Source organism: Gordonia hydrophobica NBRC 16057, from assembly GCF_001592365.1.
GTDB classification, from domain to species: Bacteria; Actinomycetota; Actinomycetes; order Mycobacteriales; family Mycobacteriaceae; genus Gordonia; species Gordonia hydrophobica.
In genome coordinates, this window is the sequence record NZ_BCWU01000004.1 from 282,508 (window position 1) to 301,281 (window position 18,774).

An 18,774-nucleotide genomic window follows, 5' to 3' on the forward strand; every position below is an offset into this window, starting at 1 on the left:
CGATGGTAACCACGTCGGGCTCACGCGGGATTCAGGGTCGGTCGGAGGCTCCCGATGTGATGGCCTTCAGGCGGCGGGTGGACGCGTAGTACGCGGGAATGCCCAAACCGCACGCCAACAGCAGCAGCAGTCGCCAGTCACCGATGAGCGACCCGTTGCCGAACAACGGCAGCATCGCGAGCACGGTGACCAGCGTCCATGCGCCGAGCGGCGCGAACTGCCAGGCCGACGCCGTCAACGACGCGGCGAGCACGTACAGCACCACGTTCACCGCTCCGGCGATGACAGCGGTGACGGGCAGCGGCACACCGCCGACGTAGATCCCCAGAAATGCGGCGGTCATGATGCCGAGGATCAGACCGCTGACGGCCAGCACGACGAGTTCGATGCGCTCGCCGGCGGTCACGGTCGCACTCCGGCGAACAGGTCGGTCTCCACGACGCCGTCGACGCGGTCGGCGTCGGTCCGAATGAAGTGTTCGGTCGGCATCACCGGTTGGACGATGTTGTTGCTCAAGGCGTACTCGGTTCTCGACGGGGCGACCGTGACCTGGGTGGCGTGGGCCGCGAGCGCGCGGACCTTGCGGTCCAGGACCCGACTGACGTCGATCGCTGCGGTGATCGCCTCATCCGGATAGCTGGGCAACTCGCCGTCGTGGGGCATCCGCCATCCGTCGGGGATCTCCCGGACGGCGGCGAGTCCTCGCGTCAGCTCGGACGTCTGCGTCACCGACTCGTACACCTTGAACCCGCGCCCGAGCCGCTCGCGGGCCACGGGGATCGCCGCCTGCGAGATCTCGTGGACTCGTTTGTGGTCGGGGTGCCCGTACGTGCCCGCTTCGTCGTACGTGACGATCACCTGGGGCGCGAAGGCCACGAGTTCGTCGGCGAGAGCCGCGGTGAGTTCGGCGGGTGTCGCCTGGAACAGTGCCCGGGGGTGCTGAGCTGAGGGGGTCCCCGCCATTCCGGAGTCGCGCCACCGGCCTGCGCCGCCGAGGAAGCGGGGTCGCGGACCGAGGACGCCCGGTGGTGTCAGTGCCGCCAGAGCGGCGTCGAGTTCGCCGATGCGGAAGCCACCGAGCTGATCCGCGCCGCCGTCGGCCACGAGCTGTGCCCACCGGTCGCCGATCACCTCGCCCTCCTCACCGAGGGTGAAGGTCAGCACTCGGACGTCCACACCCCGCGCCAGGTACTCGGCGATGACGCCGCCGGTCATGATCGTCTCGTCGTCCGGGTGCGCGTGCAGCAGGAGCATGCGCGCGGACTCGGCGCCCCTCACTGCAGCGGACTCGGCGCCCGTCACTGCAGCATCCATCGGTCGGCTCCGCCGAAGACGCCGAGTTGCATGGGACCGTCGAGCGACACGCCTGCGATCCGGTCGGTGACGGCCGTGAACATGGTGTCCTGATAGATCGGCAGGTAGACGGCTTGCTGCGCGAGCAGCGGTTCGGCTTCGCGGAGCGCTTCGACGGGGTCCTCACTCTGCATCGCCGTGTCGGCGAGGGTCATCAGGGCGGGGTCGCACAGTCCGGAGATGTTGCCGGTGTAGCTCTCATCGGCGGGTACCGAGCGTTCCGGGGTGCTGGTCTTGCCGGGAACCGGCGAGCCCGTCGTGGTCGGCAGCACCGTGCTGTCCGGGGTCTGCTCACTCTGCGGTTCCACGGTGTGTGCGCCCGCCTCGGTGCCCTTCGGCGGCGCCTGACACGCCACTTGCGAGGCGAACTGCACGGCAGGGCTGCCGCCGACGCCGGTCCATCCGACGACCAGGTCGACGCGGCCGGTGGTGAGTGCTTCACCGTACAGTTCGGTGTTCGACATGCCGACGACGCTGGCGCGGACCCCGCGCGACCGCAGTTGGTCGGCCATCGTCTCCGCCGCCGACATGGTGGCGTCGTCGGTGTTCGTCGCTCCGATGCGGACCGTGAGGTCCTTGCCGTCGTTCTGGAGCGGAGCGATGCCGTAGGGCAGTCCCGGAATGTCGGCGGGCGCGGGTGCGGCGGGTGTCGCGGACGACGGCGCCGACGAGGTGGCACTCGGATCGACCGGCGCCGGGCGCTGCGCCGGGGTGCCGGGCACGTACCCGGCCGAGGCCAGGAGCGCGAGGACGTCGGCGCCCGAGGGGCGCGCCCGGTCGACGGGGGTGTAGCCGGGGTCGGACGGTGCGAACACGGTGTTGGCGAACTGGGTCACGACGGTGTCGCCCGCCGCAGCAGCGGTGATCAGTCGGCCGTCGAGCATGCCGAGGACCGCGGCGCGGACGTTCCGTGAACGCATGGTCTCCGACCGCGCGTTCACGTTGACCGCCAGCGCCCGGGTGGTCGGCAATCGGCTGTCGACGACGCCGGGGATGGCGCCCAGCTCGGCGGCCGACGCCGCCCCCGCGGGCAGCGCGGCGAGGGTCGAGTCGCCGTTGCGGATGGTCTGCGCCATCTGCTGCGGGGTGCCTGCGCGACGCAGCACCACCTGGTCGATCTCCGGGGGCTTACGCCAGTAGCGATCGTTGCGGATCAAGCGAACCTCGTCGCGCGAGCGGTCGATCGAATAGATCTGGAAGGGCCCCGCGGTGATCGGCTTGCCCTTGTCCATGCCGGTCTGGAAGCCGGTGGGGTCCGAGCGCAGCGTGTGACTGGGCAGCAGGTAGTTGAAGAGCTGCCGCCACGCCGGGTAGGCGTCGGCGAACGTGACGGTGACGACCTTGCCGCCGCCGGAGGTCTGCACGTCCGACACGGCGCGGTACCCCGCGGCGCCGAGGACGTTCGGCTGCCGCGACATCTGCTCCCACAGATAGTGGAAGTCGTCTCCGGTCACGGGGAGTCCGTCGGACCACTGGGCGTCGTCGACGATCTTGTAGCGGACCGAGAACGGCTCGTACGACACCACCTCGGCCGAGTTCAGCAGGGAGTCGTTCATCCGCCACTCCACGCCGTCCGGCGTGTCGACCGGGACGAACGGGCTGGGGAGGGTCATGGCCGCGATGGCCGTGGTGACCGTTCCCTGATCCGAACCGAGGTGCGGGTTGAACCCCGCACCGATGGTGTCGGTGGCGATGCTGACCGTGCGCTCGTCCGGATACTCGTTCGGCGTGTGCGTCGGCAGCGTCTCGCGGACCGGCGGCGGCGGGTCTGCCATGCACGCAGTCGCTGACACTCCGATCAGTCCGGCCACTGCGATCGCGGAGATACGTGCCCGGACGGTTCTCATCCGCATTCCCCTATCGTGGTCGTCTCGACGCCGCCCGGTCATCCGTCGGTGACGGGCTGACGGCGGCGTCCGGCTCATGGTAGCCAAAACACACGAGTGTCCCTCCCGCGTGTGCGAGAGGGACACTCGGTGTCGTCAGGCGTTGGCGTCGCGGCTCTTCGCGCGCGAACGCTCGCGAGCGCGGGTGCTCGCGTCCAGGTTGACCTTACGCACGCGGCAGACCTCGGGCGTCACCTCGACGCACTCGTCGCCCGCACAGAACTCCATGGCCGCTTCCAGGTCGAGCTCCATCGGCTTCGCGAGCGTCTCCATCACGTCGGCGGACGATTGCCGCATGTTGGTGAGCTTCTTCTCACGCGTTACGTTGATGTCGAGGTCCTCGGCGCGCGGGTTGATGCCCACGACGTGTCCCTCGTAGCTGTCGTCGCCCGGGTTGACGAAGAACGTGCCGCGGTCGGCCAGCTGGATCATCGCGAACGGCGTGACCGATCCGGCGCGGTCGGAGACCAGCGAGCCGGTGTGGCGGGCGCGGATCTCGCCCGCCCACGGTCCGTACTCGTGGAAGACGGCGTTGGCGATGCCGGTGCCGCGAGTCTCGGTCATGAAGTCGGTGCGGAAGCCGATGAGTCCGCGCGACGGGACCTCGAACTCCATGCGGACCCAGCCGGAGCCGTGGTTGTTCATCTGGTCCATGCGCCCCTTGCGGGCGGCGAGGAGCTGGGTGACGGCGCCGAGGTACTCCTCGGGGACGTCGATGGTGAGGTGCTCGAAGGGCTCGTGGACCTTGCCGTTGACCTGGCGAGTCACCACCTGCGGCTTGCCGACGGTGAGCTCGAAGCCCTCTCGACGCATCTGCTCGACGAGGATGGCCAGTGCCAGCTCACCACGCCCCTGGACCTCCCAGGCGTCCGGGCGACCGATGTCCTGCACGCGCAGCGAGACGTTGCCGATCAGCTCGCTGTCGAGGCGGTCCTTGACCATGCGCGCGGTGAGCTTGTGGCCCTTGACGCGGCCGGCGAGCGGGGAGGTGTTGGTGCCGATCACCGCGGAGATGGCCGGCTCGTCGACCTGGATGCGAGGCAGCGCGACGGGGTTGTCGGGATCGGCGAGGGTGTCGCCGATCATGATCTCCGACATGCCTGCGACGGCGACGATGTCGCCCGCGACGGCTTCCTCGGCCGGTGCGCGGTCGACGCCGAGCGTGACGAGCAGTTCGGTGATCTTGGCGCGCTCGACGACCTGCTCACCGTTCACCTCACGCATCCACGCGACCTGCTGACCCTTGCGCAGTTTGCCGTTGTGGATGCGGACCAGGCCGAGGCGGCCGAGGAACGGCGACGCGTCGAGGTTGGTGACGTGTGCCTGCAGCGGCGCGTCCGCATCGCCCTTCGGCGCCGGAACGCTGTCGATGAGGACGTCGAACAACGCGTCGAGATTCTCACCGTTAGGAACGGTGCCGTTCTCCGGCTGCTCGGTGCTCGCGACGCCTGCACGGCCCGACGCGAACAGGACGGGGAGCTCGAGCGCCAGCTCGGCGGCCTCCGCCGCTTCGTCGTCGAGGTCGGACGCGAGGTCGAGCAGCAGGTCCTGCGACTCGGTCACGATGTCGGCGATGCGGGCGTCGGGGCGGTCGGTCTTGTTGACGACCAGGATCACCGGCAGCGATGCGGCCAGTGCTTTGCGCAGCACGAAGCGGGTCTGCGGCAGCGGGCCCTCGGACGAGTCGACCAGGAGGACGACGCCGTCGACCATCGACAGCGCGCGCTCCACCTCGCCGCCGAAGTCGGCGTGGCCGGGCGTGTCGATGACGTTGATGACGTAGTCGGTGCCGTCGGGCTGGCGGCGGTGCACGGCCGTGTTCTTCGCGAGAATGGTGATGCCCTTCTCACGCTCCAGGTCGCCGGAGTCCATCACGCGGTCGACCAGTTCGGCGCGCTCGCCGAACACGCCGGACTGACGCAGCATCGCGTCGACCAGTGTGGTCTTGCCGTGGTCGACGTGCGCCACGATCGCGACGTTGCGGAAGTTGATACCAGCGCTCACTAAGGTCTCTTTCGAATCGGTTCCATGTTCGTCACGGCCGGAAGAGTTCCGGCCGCCAAACCGCGACCGGGCATGCGCGGGCAGCCGGTCGGCGATCAACCCGTTAAGGGTACGGCAACGGTCCCACTCGGCGCGACGGGAGACTTGCATGACTACGGTTAGGCTGCGCTAAAGTTTTGACATGGGAAAGACCAGTCCGGCCAAGGTCGCGCAGCTGACGCCGAAGAAGAAGTGCTGCAAGAAGTCGACGCGCTGCCTGCGGTGTCCCGTCGTCATCCATCGGATGAAGAAGGTCGACTGCGACCACCTCTCGAAGAAGGACGCGAACAAGGCCCTCAAGAAGGCTCGGGCCGCCTGACCTGCAGTTCTGCGATCATCTCGTGCGCCCAGCCGAGGTCGTTCGGCACCAGTGCGCCGTCGCGGACCAGGTGCGCCAACTCGGTCCCATCGACCCATCGCAGTGCACGATGCTCCACCGCGCGCGGGGTCCCCGACACGATTTCAGCCCGCATCGCGACCAGGGTGAGCGAATCGGTGGGACTCACCACGTCACGCAGCGCGGCGCCAACCGAGACCTCAACGTCTAGTTCCTCACACAATTCCCTGACGAGGGCCTGATCGGGTGACTCGCCCGATTCCACCTTCCCGCCCGGCAGTTCCCACAGGCCTGCGACGGCTTCCGGATAGTCCCGCTGCGCCAACAGCATCCGGTGCCCGTCGAGCACCGCGCCCGCCACCACCAGCACCGGTTCGGTCATCCGATCACCGCCACACCGCCGGCCTCCAGGCGCAGCCGCACTCGGGCTCCCGGACGGACCGGCTTCGAGCTGACGCCTTCGTAGACGGCGTCGGCGATGCGGAGGCGGACCCGCCACGAGGCGACGAGTGCAGCGGCGTGCTCCACGACGGCCGGCCCCTCCGGATCGGGCGTCGCGACCACCGCCTCCGGGCGCAGGGCCACGCGGCACGGACCGTCGGGCGGCGTTCCGAAACTCGACTCGTCGGTGAGCCGCACCTGTCCGACGGCGGTGTCCAGCACACCGTCGCCCACGATTCCGTCGACGATGCTGCGGGCGCCGAGGAACTCCGCGGTGTCCTCGTCCACCGGTCGGTGCCACAGCCGTGACGCCGCATCGGTCTGCACGATGGTCCCCGCACGCATCACCGACACGGTGTCGGCCATCAACGCCGCCTCGCGGTGGTCGTGGGTCACCAGGACGGTGGGCGTCCCGGCCGCGCGCACGATCTCGCCGATGCTCTCGGCGAGTGCTTCGCGCAGTTGTGAGTCGACGGCCGCGAGCGGCTCGTCGAGCAGCAGCAGCCGCGGCCGCGGAGCCAACGCCCGCGCCAGCGCGACGCGCTGAGCCTGCCCGCCGGACAACGCGTCGGGCGATCGACCCCCGTAGTCGTGCAGTCGTACCAACTCCAGCATCTCGTCGACGCGAGCGCGTGCGGCCGCACCGCGGATGCCGCGACGGGCCAGTCCGTACGCGACGTTCTGCCGGACGGTCCGCCCGGGAAACAGTTGGCCGTCCTGGAACACCACGCCGAAGTCGCGGCGGTGCGGTGCGACGTCGTCGATCGACTGTCCGTCCCAGGCGATCGATCCTGCGGCGACCGGCTCCAGTCCGGCGACCGCGCGCAACAGCGTGGACTTGCCGCACCCCGACGGCCCGAGCAGCGCGGTGACGGTGGCCTGACCGGTCCCGACGGACCAGTCGACGCCTCGGAGCGCCTCGAACCGGCCGTAGCGAACGGTCACGCGGTGCAGGGTCAACATCTAGACTCTCTCCTGGTCGTGCGGCCTGTCGTCGTGCGGCCGGGCCGACGCCGACGTCCCACCGACGCCGACGATCTCGATCGCGGCGATGACGGCGGCGCTCACCACGATCAGCACCATCGACGCCGCCATCGCCGTCGCGACGTTGTCCAGGCCGGGGCGAGACATCAGGGTACCGATCATCACCGGCAGGGTGGTCGTGTCCGCCCGAGCGAGAAAGGTGGTGGCACCGAACTCACCGATCGCCATGACGAAGGCGAATCCCGCTGCCGCGCACAACGACCGCACCGTCAGTCGGAGATCGACTGAGATCAGCACCCACAGTGGTCGAGCGCCGAGGACCCGGGCGGCGTCGCGCAGCCCGGTCGGAACCTGATTGAGCGCCGGGATCATGATCCCCGCGACCACGGGGACCGCGAGCAGCGCCTGCACCGCGGGGATGACGAGCGGCGACGCCGACACCTGTCGCGGCAGCGACGCCACCACCAGCAGATACCCGAAGCCGAGGGTGACGGCGCTGACACCGAGCGGGAGCACCGCGAACAGCGCGGTGACCTGGGCCGCCCATCCCCCGCCTCGGGTCACCGAGACGGCGACCAGGAATCCGACGATCACCGCCAGCACCATGGCGGCGAGCGCGCTCGTCACCGAATAGCGCAGTGCCATGAGCGGCGAGTCGCCGAACGTCGTGTCGACGAGGGCCCGGTAGCCCGCGAACGTCCACGACCGCCCGTCCGGACGCACCGACCGGACCGCGAGCGAGGCCACCGGCAGCACCAACCACAGTCCTGCCCACACCAGCGTCCCGATCACCGGGATCCACCGGAGGCCGCCGACCGGGCTACGGTGTTCGCGGCCGACGACGGAGACGCCGCTGACCGTGCCGCGACCGCCCAGCAGTCGGGCGAGCACGAGCGCGCACGCGACCACCGCGATCTGCAGCATCGACAAGGCGACCGCCTCGGGGACCCGGAACTCGGCGATCGCCTGCTGGTAGATCTCGGTCTCCAGGGTCCGGGCGGTGCCGTTGCCGAGGATCACGATCACGCCGAAACTGGTGGAGCAGAACAGCAGGACCAGCGCCGCTGCGGCAGCGACCGCGGGCGCGATGCGCGGCGCCACCACGTCCCAGAAGGCCCGCCACGGTGTGGCGCCCAGTGTGCGGGCCGCCTCCACCGTCCGCGGATCCACCTGCAGCCAGGCCGCCGTCACCACCCGGACCACGACGGCCACGTTGAGGAAGACATGCGCCATCAGGATCGCGATCCACCCGCCGTCGACGCCGAGGAAGTCCAACGGTCCGGTCAGCAGGGCCCGGAAGGCGACGCCGACGACGACAGTCGGCAGCACGAACGGCACGGTGACCAGGATTCGCAGGATCGCCGCGCCGCGGAGTCGCACCGTCGCGAGCAACCAGACGATCGGGGCGGCAACCAGCAACGACAGCAGCGACGACGCCACCGCCTGTGCCAGCGTGAGCGCCAGCAGGTGCCAGCCGTCGGCGGCCTCGAGGAGTTGTCCGATCCCCTGCCCGGCGTCGTGCGACTCGACGGCGCGGCGGACCAGTGCCACCAGCGGCCAGCCGAACAGCACCGCGACGAACACCGCAGGCACCAGCGTCGCGACGCGCAGCGCGGGTGAGATGCGCGGACGTCGCGGCATTGCGGAACGGGCGGCCGCGTGGTCAGCGGGCGGCGTCGGCGCGGCGGATGTCTTCGTCACTTCTTGACGACGTCGCGCCATTCCTTCAGCCACTGTTCACGATTGGCCTTGATGTAGGCGGGGTCCATGGTCACCGTCCACGCCGGGACCGGGGCGCTCTGGCGCCAGCTGTCGGGGAGTCGAACGCCCTTCTGCACCGGGTAGACGTACATCGACGTCGGCAGGGCCGCCTGTACCTCGGGGGTCAGCATGAAGTCGACGAGCTTCTTCGCGCCCTCGGGGTTGGCCGCACCGCGCAGCACACCGATGTACTCCACCTGCGCGAAGCAACTGTCGAGCAGCGCACTGGTACCGGGGGTCGCGGCCGGGCTCGACGCGTATGAGACGACGATCGGTCGGTCACCGTGTCCGGCGCCCGCGCTGAAGATCTGATCGTAGGCAACGGTCCATCCCGACACGATCTGCGCGCCATTGTCGACCATGCCGCGCCAGTAGTCGGCGGCGCGCTCGCCGAACTTGCCGATCGTCGCCAGCAGGAAGCCCATGCCCGGCGACGACGTCGACGGATCCAACAGGACCGTCAGGTCCCGATACTTCGGGTCGGTGAGTTGATCGAACTTCGTCGGCGCGGGAATCTCCTGCTTGTCGAACCAGGCGTCGTCGATGTTGATGCAGACGTCACCGCGGTCGACGGCGGTGAGCAGGTCCGTCGAGCCCTTGACCGCATACTCGTCGGCGCCGTCTTTCGCTGCGGGCGGCGCGTACGGCGCGAGTGCATTCGCCTCGATCGGCCGGGCGGCGAAGGTGTTGTCGATGCCGAACACGGCGTCGCCCTTCGGCGAGCCCGGCGTCAGCGAGACCACGGCCGAGAGCTGGCCCGCGTCGCCGGAGTCGACGACCTTGAGTTCCATGCCGGTCTGGTCGTGGAACGAGTCGATCAGCTTCTGCGGGAGTTGGAACGAGCTGTGCGTCAGGAGCACCACCTCTTGCGCGCTGTCGGAATCCGACGCGCAGGCCGCCGTGGTCGCCAGCAAGCTGACCGCCACCACCGTGGTGATCACCGTGCGACTACGTCGCGCCAGCGTGGAGACTGCCTCCGAGAATGCCATCGTCGTCTCGATCCTTTCGATCGCGGTGACCCGATTCTGTCGTGGACGGGTCGATCGCCCCTGATGCCTGCTCAGCTAACCAGTTGAGCAGGGATCTCCGCACGTCGAGGCACTGACCGGTGAACCGACCCGCTGTCACTTGAGTAACAATTGTCACTTCAGTCTCAGTAAAATCACGGAATTGCCGCTACACTCGCCGTGAATCATTGCCCGAGAAGATTGAAGAGGACTACCGCTGTGCGACTCGCTCGCTCTCGCCGCACCGCCGCCGCCATTGCTGCGGCTGCAGTGATCACCCCAGCCCTGCTCGTCCCCTCCAACGCTGCCGCTGCTCCGGCGACGCCTGCGCCGACCGCAGACACCTCCGAAGCCCAGGGCCTGCCGATTCCCGACGTGGACCACGCTCCCGACGTGCAGCCCGAAGTCCTCGAATCCCTCGGCGCGCTCACCCCCGCCCTCATCGGCTCGGTGGCGACACGCGACTCCGACGGCAAGGTCAACACCGCCCTTCTGGCGCAGGTGCGCAGACTGGCCGACAATCCGGCCGTGCCCGCCGAAGCGCAAGAGGTCTGGAAGTCGCTGATCGATTTCATCGGTGAGCCGGGCGCAAAGGAAGCGGCCAAGACCTTCGAACTGGAGGCCTCGCCCGCCGCCAAGAAGGACGACGCCCCCAACATCCCGACCGGCCCGAACAAGCCGAAGATCCAGCAGTTCCTGTACCCGACCATCGGCGTGGGCTGCATGCCCGGCGGCAACTCGGTCGGCATGGCACTGGCCACCGCGGGTCCGCAGCCCGCACCGGCGCCCGGCCCCAAGCGCGGTCAGGCCGGATTCGTCTACACCAGCCTCGGCACCGGTCCCGCACTGAACTCGGCGCGGAAACTGACCGTCGCCTGGCTCAACATCGACAACGGTCGCACCGGCCAGCAGACGCTGAAGCCGAACCCGAAGATCAATGCGACCAAGGGCCCCGGAACCTTCACTGCGGTCGTGAACACCGGCCGCGGCCGCGTGGTCTCGACGATCTACGGCACCGTGACCACCAAGACCAAGGGCAAGCGCGTGTCGTGCACCATCGCACCGACGATCGGCACCGCGATCATCTGATCACCTTCGCCTGTGAAGCCCCGAACCGCCAGGTTCGGGGCTTCATTCATTGTTCAAGCATCTCCCGATGATCGCGGCCCGGTAACGACTCGGCCTCACTCCTTGTCATTTCGCAGCCGAACTTCCCATCATTAACTTGAGAAACAATTGTCACACCAGTCACGTCTGTAACAGCTGCCGAGGACTGATGCGCGCTCTGGAAGGAAGTCTGTGGCCTACCGCAAGAATCGCTCGCTCCGCGTCGGCGTCGCCGGATTGGCCGTCGCCGCAACCGCCGTCTTGACGATGCCCGCCGTCGCCACCGCCGACCCGACGACCCCGGATACCACCACACCGGACACCACCACGCCCGGCACAGCGACTCCCGACACCGCCGAGCCCAGCGCACCGAGCACTTCCACGCCCACCACCCCTGCGCCCGACGGTGCGTCGCCCAGCACCACGTTGCCCGAGATCCCCGGCGACGCCGAACTCGCCGACCTGTTGCGCACGCTGAAGAGCACCGGCGGCACCGAGAAGGCGGTCGAGGCGCTCACGGCGATCCTCTCGTCCGATGGTCAACTCGACCCGTCGAAGTACCTCGGCAGCACTGGACTCCTGGACAGCATCGGCCTGGACCAGCTGGGACTCGACAAGCTCGGCATCCTCTCCCCCGACGAGCCCGGCAGCACGACGCCCACCGCGCCCGACGCTCCCGCAGTCCCGTCCGCCGCAACTCCGTCGCCCGCGGCTGCTCCGGTCGCCACCTCGGCGGCGGACGTCCTCGACGTGCTGAAGAAGGCGACCGGGGCCACGCTGTTGAGCCCCGCGGTGTCGCCGCTCTGCACCGATCCGACCGCCGACAACCCGCTCGGGCTCTCGACTGCGCCCGCCGTCGCCGTGCCCGGTCCGTGGCCCCGCGTCGCCTCCCAGCAGTCGGGCGCGCTCGCCGCATTGAGCGAACTGTTGCCCGACGACAAGAACCTGCTCACCGCGATCGCTGCGGACGAAACGGCGTTCGCTCTGGTGCCGCCGGGCGAACCCGGTGCCGACAACTTCCGCGTCGCGTGGTTCAACACGTCGACGCTCGACGGCGGGATGGCCGACCTCAAGCCGCTGTCGGAGGCCTCGAAGTCCGGTCCGCTGAAGCAACTGCTCGCCGACACCGAACTCTTCCACGGGTTGCGCCTGGCGCAGGTGAAGACCGGCCGAGGCACCATCCTGACCGCGGTCTTCGGCACCACGACCAAGGCCGGTCGCACCTGCTTCTTCCTGCCGGCGCTCGGCACCGTGAAGAACTGACGCCCGTTCGCCCCTTCCCCGCATCGCCCCGCCGCCCACTCGGGCGACCGCCACAAAGGACCGATACATGATCTCCGCCAGGACGCGGCTCGTCCGCACTCTTGTCGCCACGTCGGCTGCGGCGGTCGTCACCATCGGTACCGTCGTCGGCGCTCAGGCACTCGCCGAGCCCGCCCCCGAGTCCCCGGACGCCCCGGGCGGTCAGACCGCCGGCTCGGTCTACGCCAACCGCCTCGTCGATCCGTCGACGCTGATCTCCGGGGCCGCCAGCGGCCAGCAGTACAGCTACTGGTCGCAGGGATCGGACGAACAGCTGCACCTGTCGACCGCGACCCTGCTGGAGCCCCGCGGCTCCCGGCCCGCAGCCGGTTGGCCCGTCGTGGTGTGGGCGCACGGGTCCGACGGCTGGAGCGCGTCGTGTGCGCCGTCGCGGAATCGCGACTCCGGCGACCGCACGGCCATCAGCAGGCTGCTCGGCGACGGCTACGCGGTGATCGCACCCGACTACGCCGCCGTCGGCGCTCCCGGGGCACCGCAGTACTCCGATGTGAATGCGACCGCCCACAACCTCGTGGACGCCGTGCGTGCGGCCGCGGACATCGGGCAGACCGACCTCTCGCCGAAGTGGGCGGTCGTCGGGCAGTCGCAGGGGGCAGCTGCAGCGGTCTCCCTGGCCCGCAACGCGACCCGTTGGCAGGCCGGTCGACTCGACTTCCGCGGCGCGACTGCGACCAGCATCCCCGCGGGCTACGCCGATCTGGTCGCCGGACTGAGTCCGTCGTCCACCGCCGTGCCGACGCCCGTCGTCGCCGACGTCCTGTACACCCTTGCTTCCCAGGACAGCACCGATCTGGAGCCCATCCTGACCGAGCGCGGTTCCGACCTGGTCCAGAAGGCGCAGACCCTGTGCACCGAGGACCTCGTCAAGCAGGTGGGCGGCACCCAGCTCGCCGACCTCGTCCGCAAACCCCTGGCGTCGAATGCGAAACTCGCCGCGTCACTGCGCAAATCCCTCGCACTCCCGACGATCGGCTTCAATCGCCCGATTCTTATGAGCCAGCGACTGGTCGACGAATCCGTCGTGGTCCCGAGCTCGCTGCGGTATCTCGCAGAAGCACAACTGGCCAGCAACAAGGTCACGATGAGCACGTATCTCACCGTCGACCAGTCCGACGGTGAGCGCCAGGAACGCGCCGCCGTCAAGGCCTTCCTCAAGCGGCTCTACTGAGCCGGCGGCCGTTCGACCAGGCGATGCGGGCCTGACAGCGTCCGCTACCCCATCTCCTCCAGCTCCATGCCCTTGGTCTCCGGCACCCGACTCCGGACGTAGACGAACGAGATCGCGGCACAGAGCGCGAAGAAGCCGTAGACCACCGCGGGTCCCACCGCCCCCATCGCCGCGGGGAAGAGCAGCGAGATGATGAAGTTCGAGATCCAGTTGACGGCGGTGCACAGGCCGAGGGCGACGGCGCGGAACCGATTGGGGAACATCTCGCCGAGCATCACCCACATCACCGGGCCCCAGCTGGCCGCGAACGCGATGACGAAGAGGTTCGCGCCGATCAGTGCGAGCACACCCCACGACGACGGCAGCCGCGAGACGGTCTCGCCGTCGGCGTCGATCGCGTCGTAGACCTGGGTGAAGGCGATCGCCGCCAACAGCAGACCGACGAACATGCCGACCGAGCCGATGAGCAGCAGGAGGCGGCGGCCGATGCGATCGACGAACCCGATCGCGACGAATGTCATCACCACGTTGATGACCGCGGTGATCACCGACGTCACGAACGACGCCGATTCGGAGAAGCCCACCGACTGCCACAGAGTCGTCGAGTAGTAGAAGATCGCGTTGATGCCGACGAACTGCTGGAACACCGCCAGCCAGATGCCGACCCAGAGCAGCGGATGCAATCCGAAGCTGGGGCCGGTGATGTCGCGCAACGACGTTCTGGCCTCCCGATTGACGGTGGCGCGGATCTGCGCGACGCGGCCGTCAGGGTCGTGCTCGCCGGAGATGTGCGCCAGGATGTGCGACGCCTCGGCGTCCCGACCGCGCGCCACCAGATAGCGCGGCGACTCCGGGATCGTCAGCGCCAGCACGCCGTAGACGACGGCGGGCACCACGCCGACGAGGAACATCCACCGCCACGCCTCCATGCCGATCCACAACGTGTTCGACGCCGATCCCGCACTGTCGGCGAGCACGGCGTCGGACAGGAGCGCGGCGAAGATGCCGAGAGTGATCGCCAACTGCTGCATGGAGCCGAGGGCACCGCGGAACTTCGCGGGCGCGATCTCCGCGATGTAGGCGGGCGCGATGACCGACGCGATGCCGATGCCGATGCCGCCCAGCACCCGCCAGAGCATCAGGTCCCAGACGGTCTGGGTGAGGCCTGCGCCGATCGAGGACACGATGAACAGCACCGAACCCAGGAGCATCACCCGTTTCCGGCCCCACCGGTCCGCGAGTCGTCCCGCGAACCAGGCACCCACCGCGCAGCCGAGCAACGCGATCGCGACGGCGAATCCGGTGACCAGGTCGGACAGGATGAACTCGCCCTGGATCGCATCCACCGCGCCGTTGACGACCGAGCTGTCGAAGCCGAACAGGAAGCCGCCGACGGCCGCCGCGGTGGAGACGCCGAGGACGCGGACGAGAGGGACGTCGGAGCGGTCGGCGACGTCCCTCACAGCGTCACCGAACCGCGGCAGGACGAGTACTGCGGATTCACCATGGGGACAAACGCGAGCGCACCGATCTTCTGGTGGATGGTGAAGGCAACCCTCCCGCGCCCGGGATGCAGCACCGCGTCCCAGCTCGCGCTATGCGCCCGGGTCGGAACACGGACCACGCCCGATCGCCCGCTGGTGCGATTGGTCCAGCGGACGGTGGTGAGCGTCGTGACTTCCAGGATCGGGCCGGTGCCGCCGCGATTCATGGCACTCAGCGAGATGGCCGGGCCAACCAATCCGTCGGAGGGGAACGGCGCCCCGGTGTACACGTCGACGCGGATGCGCAGCGGCGCGCCCGGCCACGGATTGGGGCTGTCGCACCGCAGCGTCGTGACGTATTCCGCCCCGTACGGCGCCGCGCTCGCCGGCGCCGCCGTCACGACACCGCCGGTGAGGGCGGCGGCCGCCGCAATCAGTCCCCCGACAACACGCCGTCGCGCCCGCCCCCGCGCCCGCTCTCCTGACCCCGCTGGCATCTTCGGACTTTCCATGGCACCGAGTGTGCCAGCACTACCATGGGATTCATGGGAAAACTCCAGATAGCCCAGGACCCAGTCGCCGACGACCTCCTGTCCACCGACGCCTTCGCCCTCACTGCTGGAATGCTGCTCGACCAACAGTTTCCGATGGAACGTGCGTTCGCCGGTCCCGCGAAGATCCTCGAACGCTTCGGCACCCTCGATCCGGCGGCCATCGCGGACGCCGATCCCGAGTCCTTCGCCGACCTCTGCGCCACCCCGCCGGCTGTGCACCGGTACGGCAGGTCGATGGCCGGACGCATCCAGCAACTCGCCCGGATGGTCGTCGACGAGTACGACGGCGACACCGAACGCATCTGGACCACGGCTCGGACCGGCGAGGAACTGTTCACCCGAGTCCGCGCGCTCCCCGGTTTCGGCGAGCAGAAGGCGAAGATCTTCGTCGCCCTGCTCGCCAAGCAGCTCGATGTGAAACCGCGCGGCTGGACCAAGGTGACCGGAGACTACGGACGCAAAGGGTACCGATCGGTGGCCGACGTCACCGATCCCGACTCTCTCCAGCGCGTTCGCGACTTCAAGAAGGCCGCGAAGGCGGCGGCCAAGAAGTAGATGCCGCTATAATCTGCACCCATGAATAATGGCGTGAACGAAGTGCGGACAGCGGTCAAGCTTCCGCTGCGGATCGGCTTCGCGGCAGCCGGCATCGCGCTGACAACCGTCGAGTCGGTCATCAACGTGGCCCGGCTGACCACCGAGAGTGTCGAGAGCGAAGTCAATTCGATGCTCGGCATCCGCGACGGCAGCGAAGTCGCCGCCGTCCGAGCTCCGCTCACCATCCTCAGCCAGGTGGCAGATCTCCTGAGTCCGGACCGGCCGTTCGGTCGCATCCTGGCCAGCAACGGACCCCTCGACCGACTGATCCAGCCGGGCGGTGTCATCGACCGTCTCACCGCCCCGGACGGACTGCTCGAGAAGCTCACCGAGCGGGGCGGTCTCCTCGACCAGATGACCGATGAGAAGGGCATTCTGATGCGGCTCGCCGCCAAAGACGGCCCGCTCGATCGGCTCACGCGCGAGGGAGGCGTCGTCGATCAGTTCACGGAGAACGAGGGGATCCTGGAGCGCATCACCTCCGAGGGCGGCATCGTCGACAAGCTCACCGCGCCCGACGGTGTGTTGGAGAAGCTGTCGCAGCCCGGCGGCGTCCTCGATCGCGCAGCAAGCGACGACGGGCTCCTCGACCAGCTGCTCGGCGCGGACGGGGCGCTCGAGAAGCTGATCGCCGACGGCGGCCCCCTCGACAAGTTCACCGAGCTGTCGGAGACCCTCGCCTCCCTGCCCCCGAATCTCGCCGCGATGCAGGAGACCGTCGATCACCTCAACGAGGTCGTCGAACTGCTCAACGCATCGGTGGCCCCGATCGGCGGACTGGCCGACCGCCTGCCGAAACGGCTCACGCGCGCCGGGAACGGCTACGGTGCTGCCGCCACGGCGCCCCGCCCGCAGCTGCCCGGCGAATCGACCGACGCCGCCAGCCGGTATCCAGGCAAGGAGTAGCGGCGGCGCAGACGTGTCGGTCGCGCCGAGCGCTCTCAGCCGACCACACTGGGCTCGGCCAGCATGCCGTCGAGCATGGACAGCGCCTCGTCCGCCTCGGCCAGCGCACGGGCGTCGTGCGTAACAAGGAGCGCCGCGATGTCTCGCTCGCGGACGAGTCCGGTGAGCAGGTCCATGGTCTCGGCAGCACGGTGCGAGTCGAGCGCCGACGTCGGCTCGTCGGCCAGCAGCACCGCGGGCTGGTTGATGAGCGCGCGGGCGATGTTGACCCGCTGCCGCATGCCGCCCGACAGTTGGTGCGGTCGACGGTCCATGGCGCGTCCCAGGCCCACGTCGGCGAGCAGGTCGCGGGCCCGGCCGACCGCGTCTCGCGGTCGGCCGCCCGCGAGATGCACCGGCAGCAGCACCTGTTCCAGCGCGGTGAGGCTCGGCAGCAGGTTGTCGTGCTGGAACACGAACCCGATCCGAGTCCGCCGGATCGTCGCACGCTGCTCCTCCGAGAGTGCGGAGACAGCGATCCCGTCCACCACCACCTGCCCGCTGTCCGGTGCGATGAGCGTCCCGGCGACCGACAGCACGCTCGACTTGCCGCATCCGGACGGGCCCGTCAACCCGACGATCACGCCGCGCGGCACGGTGAACGAGACGCCGCCGACGGCCGTGATGCGGGCGCCGTCGCCGTCCGGATAGGTGAGAACGACATCGGTCAGTGTCAACGACATGGTGTTTCCTAACGGTTGAGAGCGATGAGCGGATCGACGCGGACGAGTGGTCGCAGAGCCAGTGCGGCGCCGACCAGTCCCAGCACCCCGATCCCGGCGAGCAGGGTCGCCGTCGCGGCGGGGTCCACCGCGATGGGGACGACCGACGACGCGGCCCACGCGGCGACCCCGCCGACAGCAAGGCCCACGACGAGTCCGGTCGCGAGGACGAGCAGTGCCTGACCGAGACCGTCGCGCAGCAGGTAGCGGCGGCTCGCGCCCATGGCCCGGACCACGGCGAGCGCACGCACGCGCTGCCCGGTCCAGACCGCGAAAAAGCCGCCGACGACGACCGCGGAGATCACGACGAGCAACGCTTGGATCAGCAGGAATGAGGAGTGCTCGGACTGGTAGCCCGGAACCAGGGACGGCAGGTCCGCGTGCGCGGTCATGACCGTCCCCGGTACTGCGCGATCGGTGAGCAGAGCGGATGCTCCGTCGCGGCCGGTGGCCTGCTGCCACACCGTCAGCGGCATCTGCACCACCGACGTGTGCGCATACTTGCCGACGTCGGCGACGGCGTCGATGCGCACGGTCGCCGCCCCGATGGTCGCCGTCGAGCCCGCGTGCAGGCCCAGGCTCGCCGCGGTCTCGGGATCGACGGTCACCGCCGAGACGTCCGACCGCCCGAATGCCGACACCGCCGCGGCATGATCGCCGTTCGCGATCCGGGTGGTCGCCACACCGAGTGCGGGCACGCCGGGTTCTTGTTGCACGCGACTGTCGGTCAACGACGTCGCCGATCCGTCGGCGGACTCCTGCGTCCGCAGATCGCCGGGGAGGCTCCGTACCGCCGACGTCGATTCCGCGTCGAGCCCGGCGGCGAGCGCCGACAGCATCACGACCATCAGGGTCAGGAGCGCGACCACTCCGGTGATCAGCGCGAAGCGCCCTTTGGCGTCGCGGATCTCGCGCCATCCGATGTACACCCGTGTCTCCTTTGTTCGAGGTACCTCCAGCGTTCCGCTCCACACCCCGAGTCGGCATCGCCCGCACGGATCGTCTTTGCATCCATCAAAAGGTGCACTCGACAGCCTGCGCCGGAGGTGGCGGTGATACTGG

18 protein-coding genes are annotated in these 18,774 nt (G+C 69.1%); 6 read left to right on the forward strand and 12 right to left on the reverse strand.

The window, feature by feature from the left end:
- Positions 1–31: 31 nt before the first annotated feature.
- The 4 genes from GH2_RS09125 to typA all read right to left on the reverse strand — a co-directional run bounded on the left by GH2_RS09125 (position 32) and on the right by typA (position 5,243).
- Positions 32–406 carry a hypothetical protein gene (locus tag GH2_RS09125; protein WP_066166198.1) on the reverse strand — a complete coding sequence of 125 codons (375 nt, stop codon included), beginning with the start codon at positions 404–406 and terminating at the stop codon, positions 32–34.
- The gene (gene mshB, locus GH2_RS09130; RefSeq protein WP_066166201.1) at positions 403–1,314 is read right to left on the reverse strand and encodes an N-acetyl-1-D-myo-inositol-2-amino-2-deoxy-alpha-D-glucopyranoside deacetylase; all 912 of its coding nucleotides are present in this window, start codon (positions 1,312–1,314) and stop codon (positions 403–405) included. Before mshB ends, GH2_RS09125 begins: the two co-directional genes overlap by 4 nt.
- Positions 1,299–3,200 (reverse strand): ABC transporter family substrate-binding protein, encoded by a 1,902-nt coding sequence (locus GH2_RS09135; RefSeq protein WP_157086044.1) that lies wholly within the window; start codon positions 3,198–3,200, stop codon positions 1,299–1,301. Before GH2_RS09135 ends, mshB begins: the two co-directional genes overlap by 16 nt.
- A 135-nt stretch (positions 3,201–3,335) precedes the next feature.
- Positions 3,336–5,243: a translational GTPase TypA gene (gene typA / locus GH2_RS09140; RefSeq protein ID WP_066166207.1), complete on the reverse strand. Its 1,908-nt coding sequence runs from the start codon at positions 5,241–5,243 to the stop codon at positions 3,336–3,338.
- Between the two features lie 181 nt (positions 5,244–5,424).
- Here typA and GH2_RS21745 point away from each other — a divergent pair, with 181 nt between their 5' ends.
- Entirely contained in the window at positions 5,425–5,601 is a 177-nt protein-coding gene (locus GH2_RS21745; protein WP_169802432.1) for a hypothetical protein, read from the forward strand.
- Here GH2_RS21745 and GH2_RS09145 read toward each other — a convergent pair.
- Genes GH2_RS09145 through GH2_RS09160 form a run of 4 tightly spaced genes read right to left on the reverse strand, consistent with a single transcriptional unit; the run spans position 5,579 to position 9,794 of the window.
- Positions 5,579–6,001, reverse strand: coding sequence for a (deoxy)nucleoside triphosphate pyrophosphohydrolase (locus GH2_RS09145; RefSeq protein WP_084247400.1), 423 nt, complete (start codon positions 5,999–6,001; stop codon positions 5,579–5,581). The genes GH2_RS21745 and GH2_RS09145 overlap by 23 nt on opposite strands.
- The gene (locus GH2_RS09150) at positions 5,998–7,023 is read right to left on the reverse strand and encodes an ABC transporter ATP-binding protein (RefSeq protein WP_066166210.1); all 1,026 of its coding nucleotides are present in this window, start codon (positions 7,021–7,023) and stop codon (positions 5,998–6,000) included. Before GH2_RS09150 ends, GH2_RS09145 begins: the two co-directional genes overlap by 4 nt.
- Positions 7,024–8,685 carry an ABC transporter permease gene (locus tag GH2_RS09155; protein WP_066166608.1) on the reverse strand — a complete coding sequence of 554 codons (1,662 nt, stop codon included), beginning with the start codon at positions 8,683–8,685 and terminating at the stop codon, positions 7,024–7,026.
- 56 nt (positions 8,686–8,741) lie between these two features.
- Positions 8,742–9,794, reverse strand: a complete 1,053-nt coding sequence (locus tag GH2_RS09160) for a thiamine ABC transporter substrate-binding protein (protein WP_066166213.1) — start codon at positions 9,792–9,794, stop codon at positions 8,742–8,744.
- 237 nt (positions 9,795–10,031) lie between these two features.
- Here GH2_RS09160 and GH2_RS09165 point away from each other — a divergent pair, with 237 nt between their 5' ends.
- The 3 genes from GH2_RS09165 to GH2_RS09175 all read left to right on the forward strand — a co-directional run bounded on the left by GH2_RS09165 (position 10,032) and on the right by GH2_RS09175 (position 13,410).
- On the forward strand, positions 10,032–10,901 hold the full coding sequence (locus GH2_RS09165; protein ID WP_066166215.1) for an Rv1157c family protein: 870 nt from the start codon (positions 10,032–10,034) through the stop codon (positions 10,899–10,901).
- 210 nt (positions 10,902–11,111) lie between these two features.
- Complete coding sequence (locus GH2_RS09170) at positions 11,112–12,182, forward strand: hypothetical protein (protein WP_066166217.1); 1,071 nt, start codon at positions 11,112–11,114, stop codon at positions 12,180–12,182.
- A 67-nt stretch (positions 12,183–12,249) separates the two neighbouring features.
- Positions 12,250–13,410, forward strand: a complete 1,161-nt coding sequence (locus GH2_RS09175; protein WP_066166221.1) for an alpha/beta hydrolase — start codon at positions 12,250–12,252, stop codon at positions 13,408–13,410.
- A 44-nt stretch (positions 13,411–13,454) separates the two neighbouring features.
- On the opposite strand, the gene GH2_RS09180 is transcribed toward GH2_RS09175, so the two are convergent.
- Together GH2_RS09180 and GH2_RS09185 are read right to left on the reverse strand one after the other, a co-directional pair.
- Positions 13,455–14,873, reverse strand: a complete 1,419-nt coding sequence (locus tag GH2_RS09180; RefSeq protein WP_066166224.1) for a sugar porter family MFS transporter — start codon at positions 14,871–14,873, stop codon at positions 13,455–13,457.
- The gene (locus GH2_RS09185) at positions 14,870–15,391 is read right to left on the reverse strand and encodes a hypothetical protein (RefSeq protein ID WP_066166229.1); all 522 of its coding nucleotides are present in this window, start codon (positions 15,389–15,391) and stop codon (positions 14,870–14,872) included. The genes GH2_RS09180 and GH2_RS09185 overlap by 4 nt, the downstream gene beginning before the upstream one ends.
- 48 nt (positions 15,392–15,439) lie before the next feature.
- On the opposite strand from GH2_RS09185, the gene GH2_RS09190 reads away from it, so the two are divergent.
- Both GH2_RS09190 and GH2_RS09195 read left to right on the forward strand, forming a co-directional pair.
- Positions 15,440–16,003: an HhH-GPD-type base excision DNA repair protein gene (locus GH2_RS09190; protein WP_066166611.1), complete on the forward strand. Its 564-nt coding sequence runs from the start codon at positions 15,440–15,442 to the stop codon at positions 16,001–16,003.
- 21 nt (positions 16,004–16,024) lie between these two features.
- On the forward strand, positions 16,025–16,951 hold the full coding sequence (locus GH2_RS09195) for a hypothetical protein (protein ID WP_066166231.1): 927 nt from the start codon (positions 16,025–16,027) through the stop codon (positions 16,949–16,951).
- Positions 16,952–16,986: 35 nt separating this feature from the next.
- On the opposite strand, the gene GH2_RS09200 is transcribed toward GH2_RS09195, so the two are convergent.
- Together GH2_RS09200 and GH2_RS09205 are read right to left on the reverse strand one after the other, a co-directional pair.
- On the reverse strand, positions 16,987–17,673 hold the full coding sequence (locus GH2_RS09200; RefSeq protein ID WP_066166234.1) for an ABC transporter ATP-binding protein: 687 nt from the start codon (positions 17,671–17,673) through the stop codon (positions 16,987–16,989).
- An 8-nt stretch (positions 17,674–17,681) separates the two neighbouring features.
- Entirely contained in the window at positions 17,682–18,641 is a 960-nt protein-coding gene (locus tag GH2_RS09205) for an FtsX-like permease family protein (RefSeq protein WP_066166236.1), read from the reverse strand.
- Positions 18,642–18,774: the final 133 nt, after the last annotated feature.

Excerpts from the sequence above, each read along its gene's own strand:
- mshB (WP_066166201.1), bottom strand. The coding sequence starts at position 1,314 with ATGGATGCTGCAGTGACGGGCGCCGAGTCCGCTGCAGTGAGGGGCGCC.
- GH2_RS09135 (WP_157086044.1), bottom strand. The coding sequence starts at position 3,200 with ATGAGAACCGTCCGGGCACGTATCTCCGCGATCGCAGTGGCCGGACTG.
- GH2_RS21745 (WP_169802432.1), top strand. The coding sequence starts at position 5,425 with ATGGGAAAGACCAGTCCGGCCAAGGTCGCGCAGCTGACGCCGAAGAAG.
- GH2_RS09145 (WP_084247400.1), bottom strand. The coding sequence starts at position 6,001 with ATGACCGAACCGGTGCTGGTGGTGGCGGGCGCGGTGCTCGACGGGCAC.
- GH2_RS09150 (WP_066166210.1), bottom strand. The coding sequence starts at position 7,023 with ATGTTGACCCTGCACCGCGTGACCGTTCGCTACGGCCGGTTCGAGGCG.
- GH2_RS09155 (WP_066166608.1), bottom strand. The coding sequence starts at position 8,685 with ATGCCGCGACGTCCGCGCATCTCACCCGCGCTGCGCGTCGCGACGCTG.
- GH2_RS09160 (WP_066166213.1), bottom strand. The coding sequence starts at position 9,794 with ATGGCATTCTCGGAGGCAGTCTCCACGCTGGCGCGACGTAGTCGCACG.
- GH2_RS09175 (WP_066166221.1), top strand. The coding sequence starts at position 12,250 with ATGATCTCCGCCAGGACGCGGCTCGTCCGCACTCTTGTCGCCACGTCG.
- GH2_RS09185 (WP_066166229.1), bottom strand. The coding sequence starts at position 15,391 with ATGCCAGCGGGGTCAGGAGAGCGGGCGCGGGGGCGGGCGCGACGGCGT.
- GH2_RS09190 (WP_066166611.1), top strand. The coding sequence starts at position 15,440 with ATGGGAAAACTCCAGATAGCCCAGGACCCAGTCGCCGACGACCTCCTG.
- GH2_RS09195 (WP_066166231.1), top strand. The coding sequence starts at position 16,025 with ATGAATAATGGCGTGAACGAAGTGCGGACAGCGGTCAAGCTTCCGCTG.
- GH2_RS09200 (WP_066166234.1), bottom strand. The coding sequence starts at position 17,673 with ATGTCGTTGACACTGACCGATGTCGTTCTCACCTATCCGGACGGCGAC.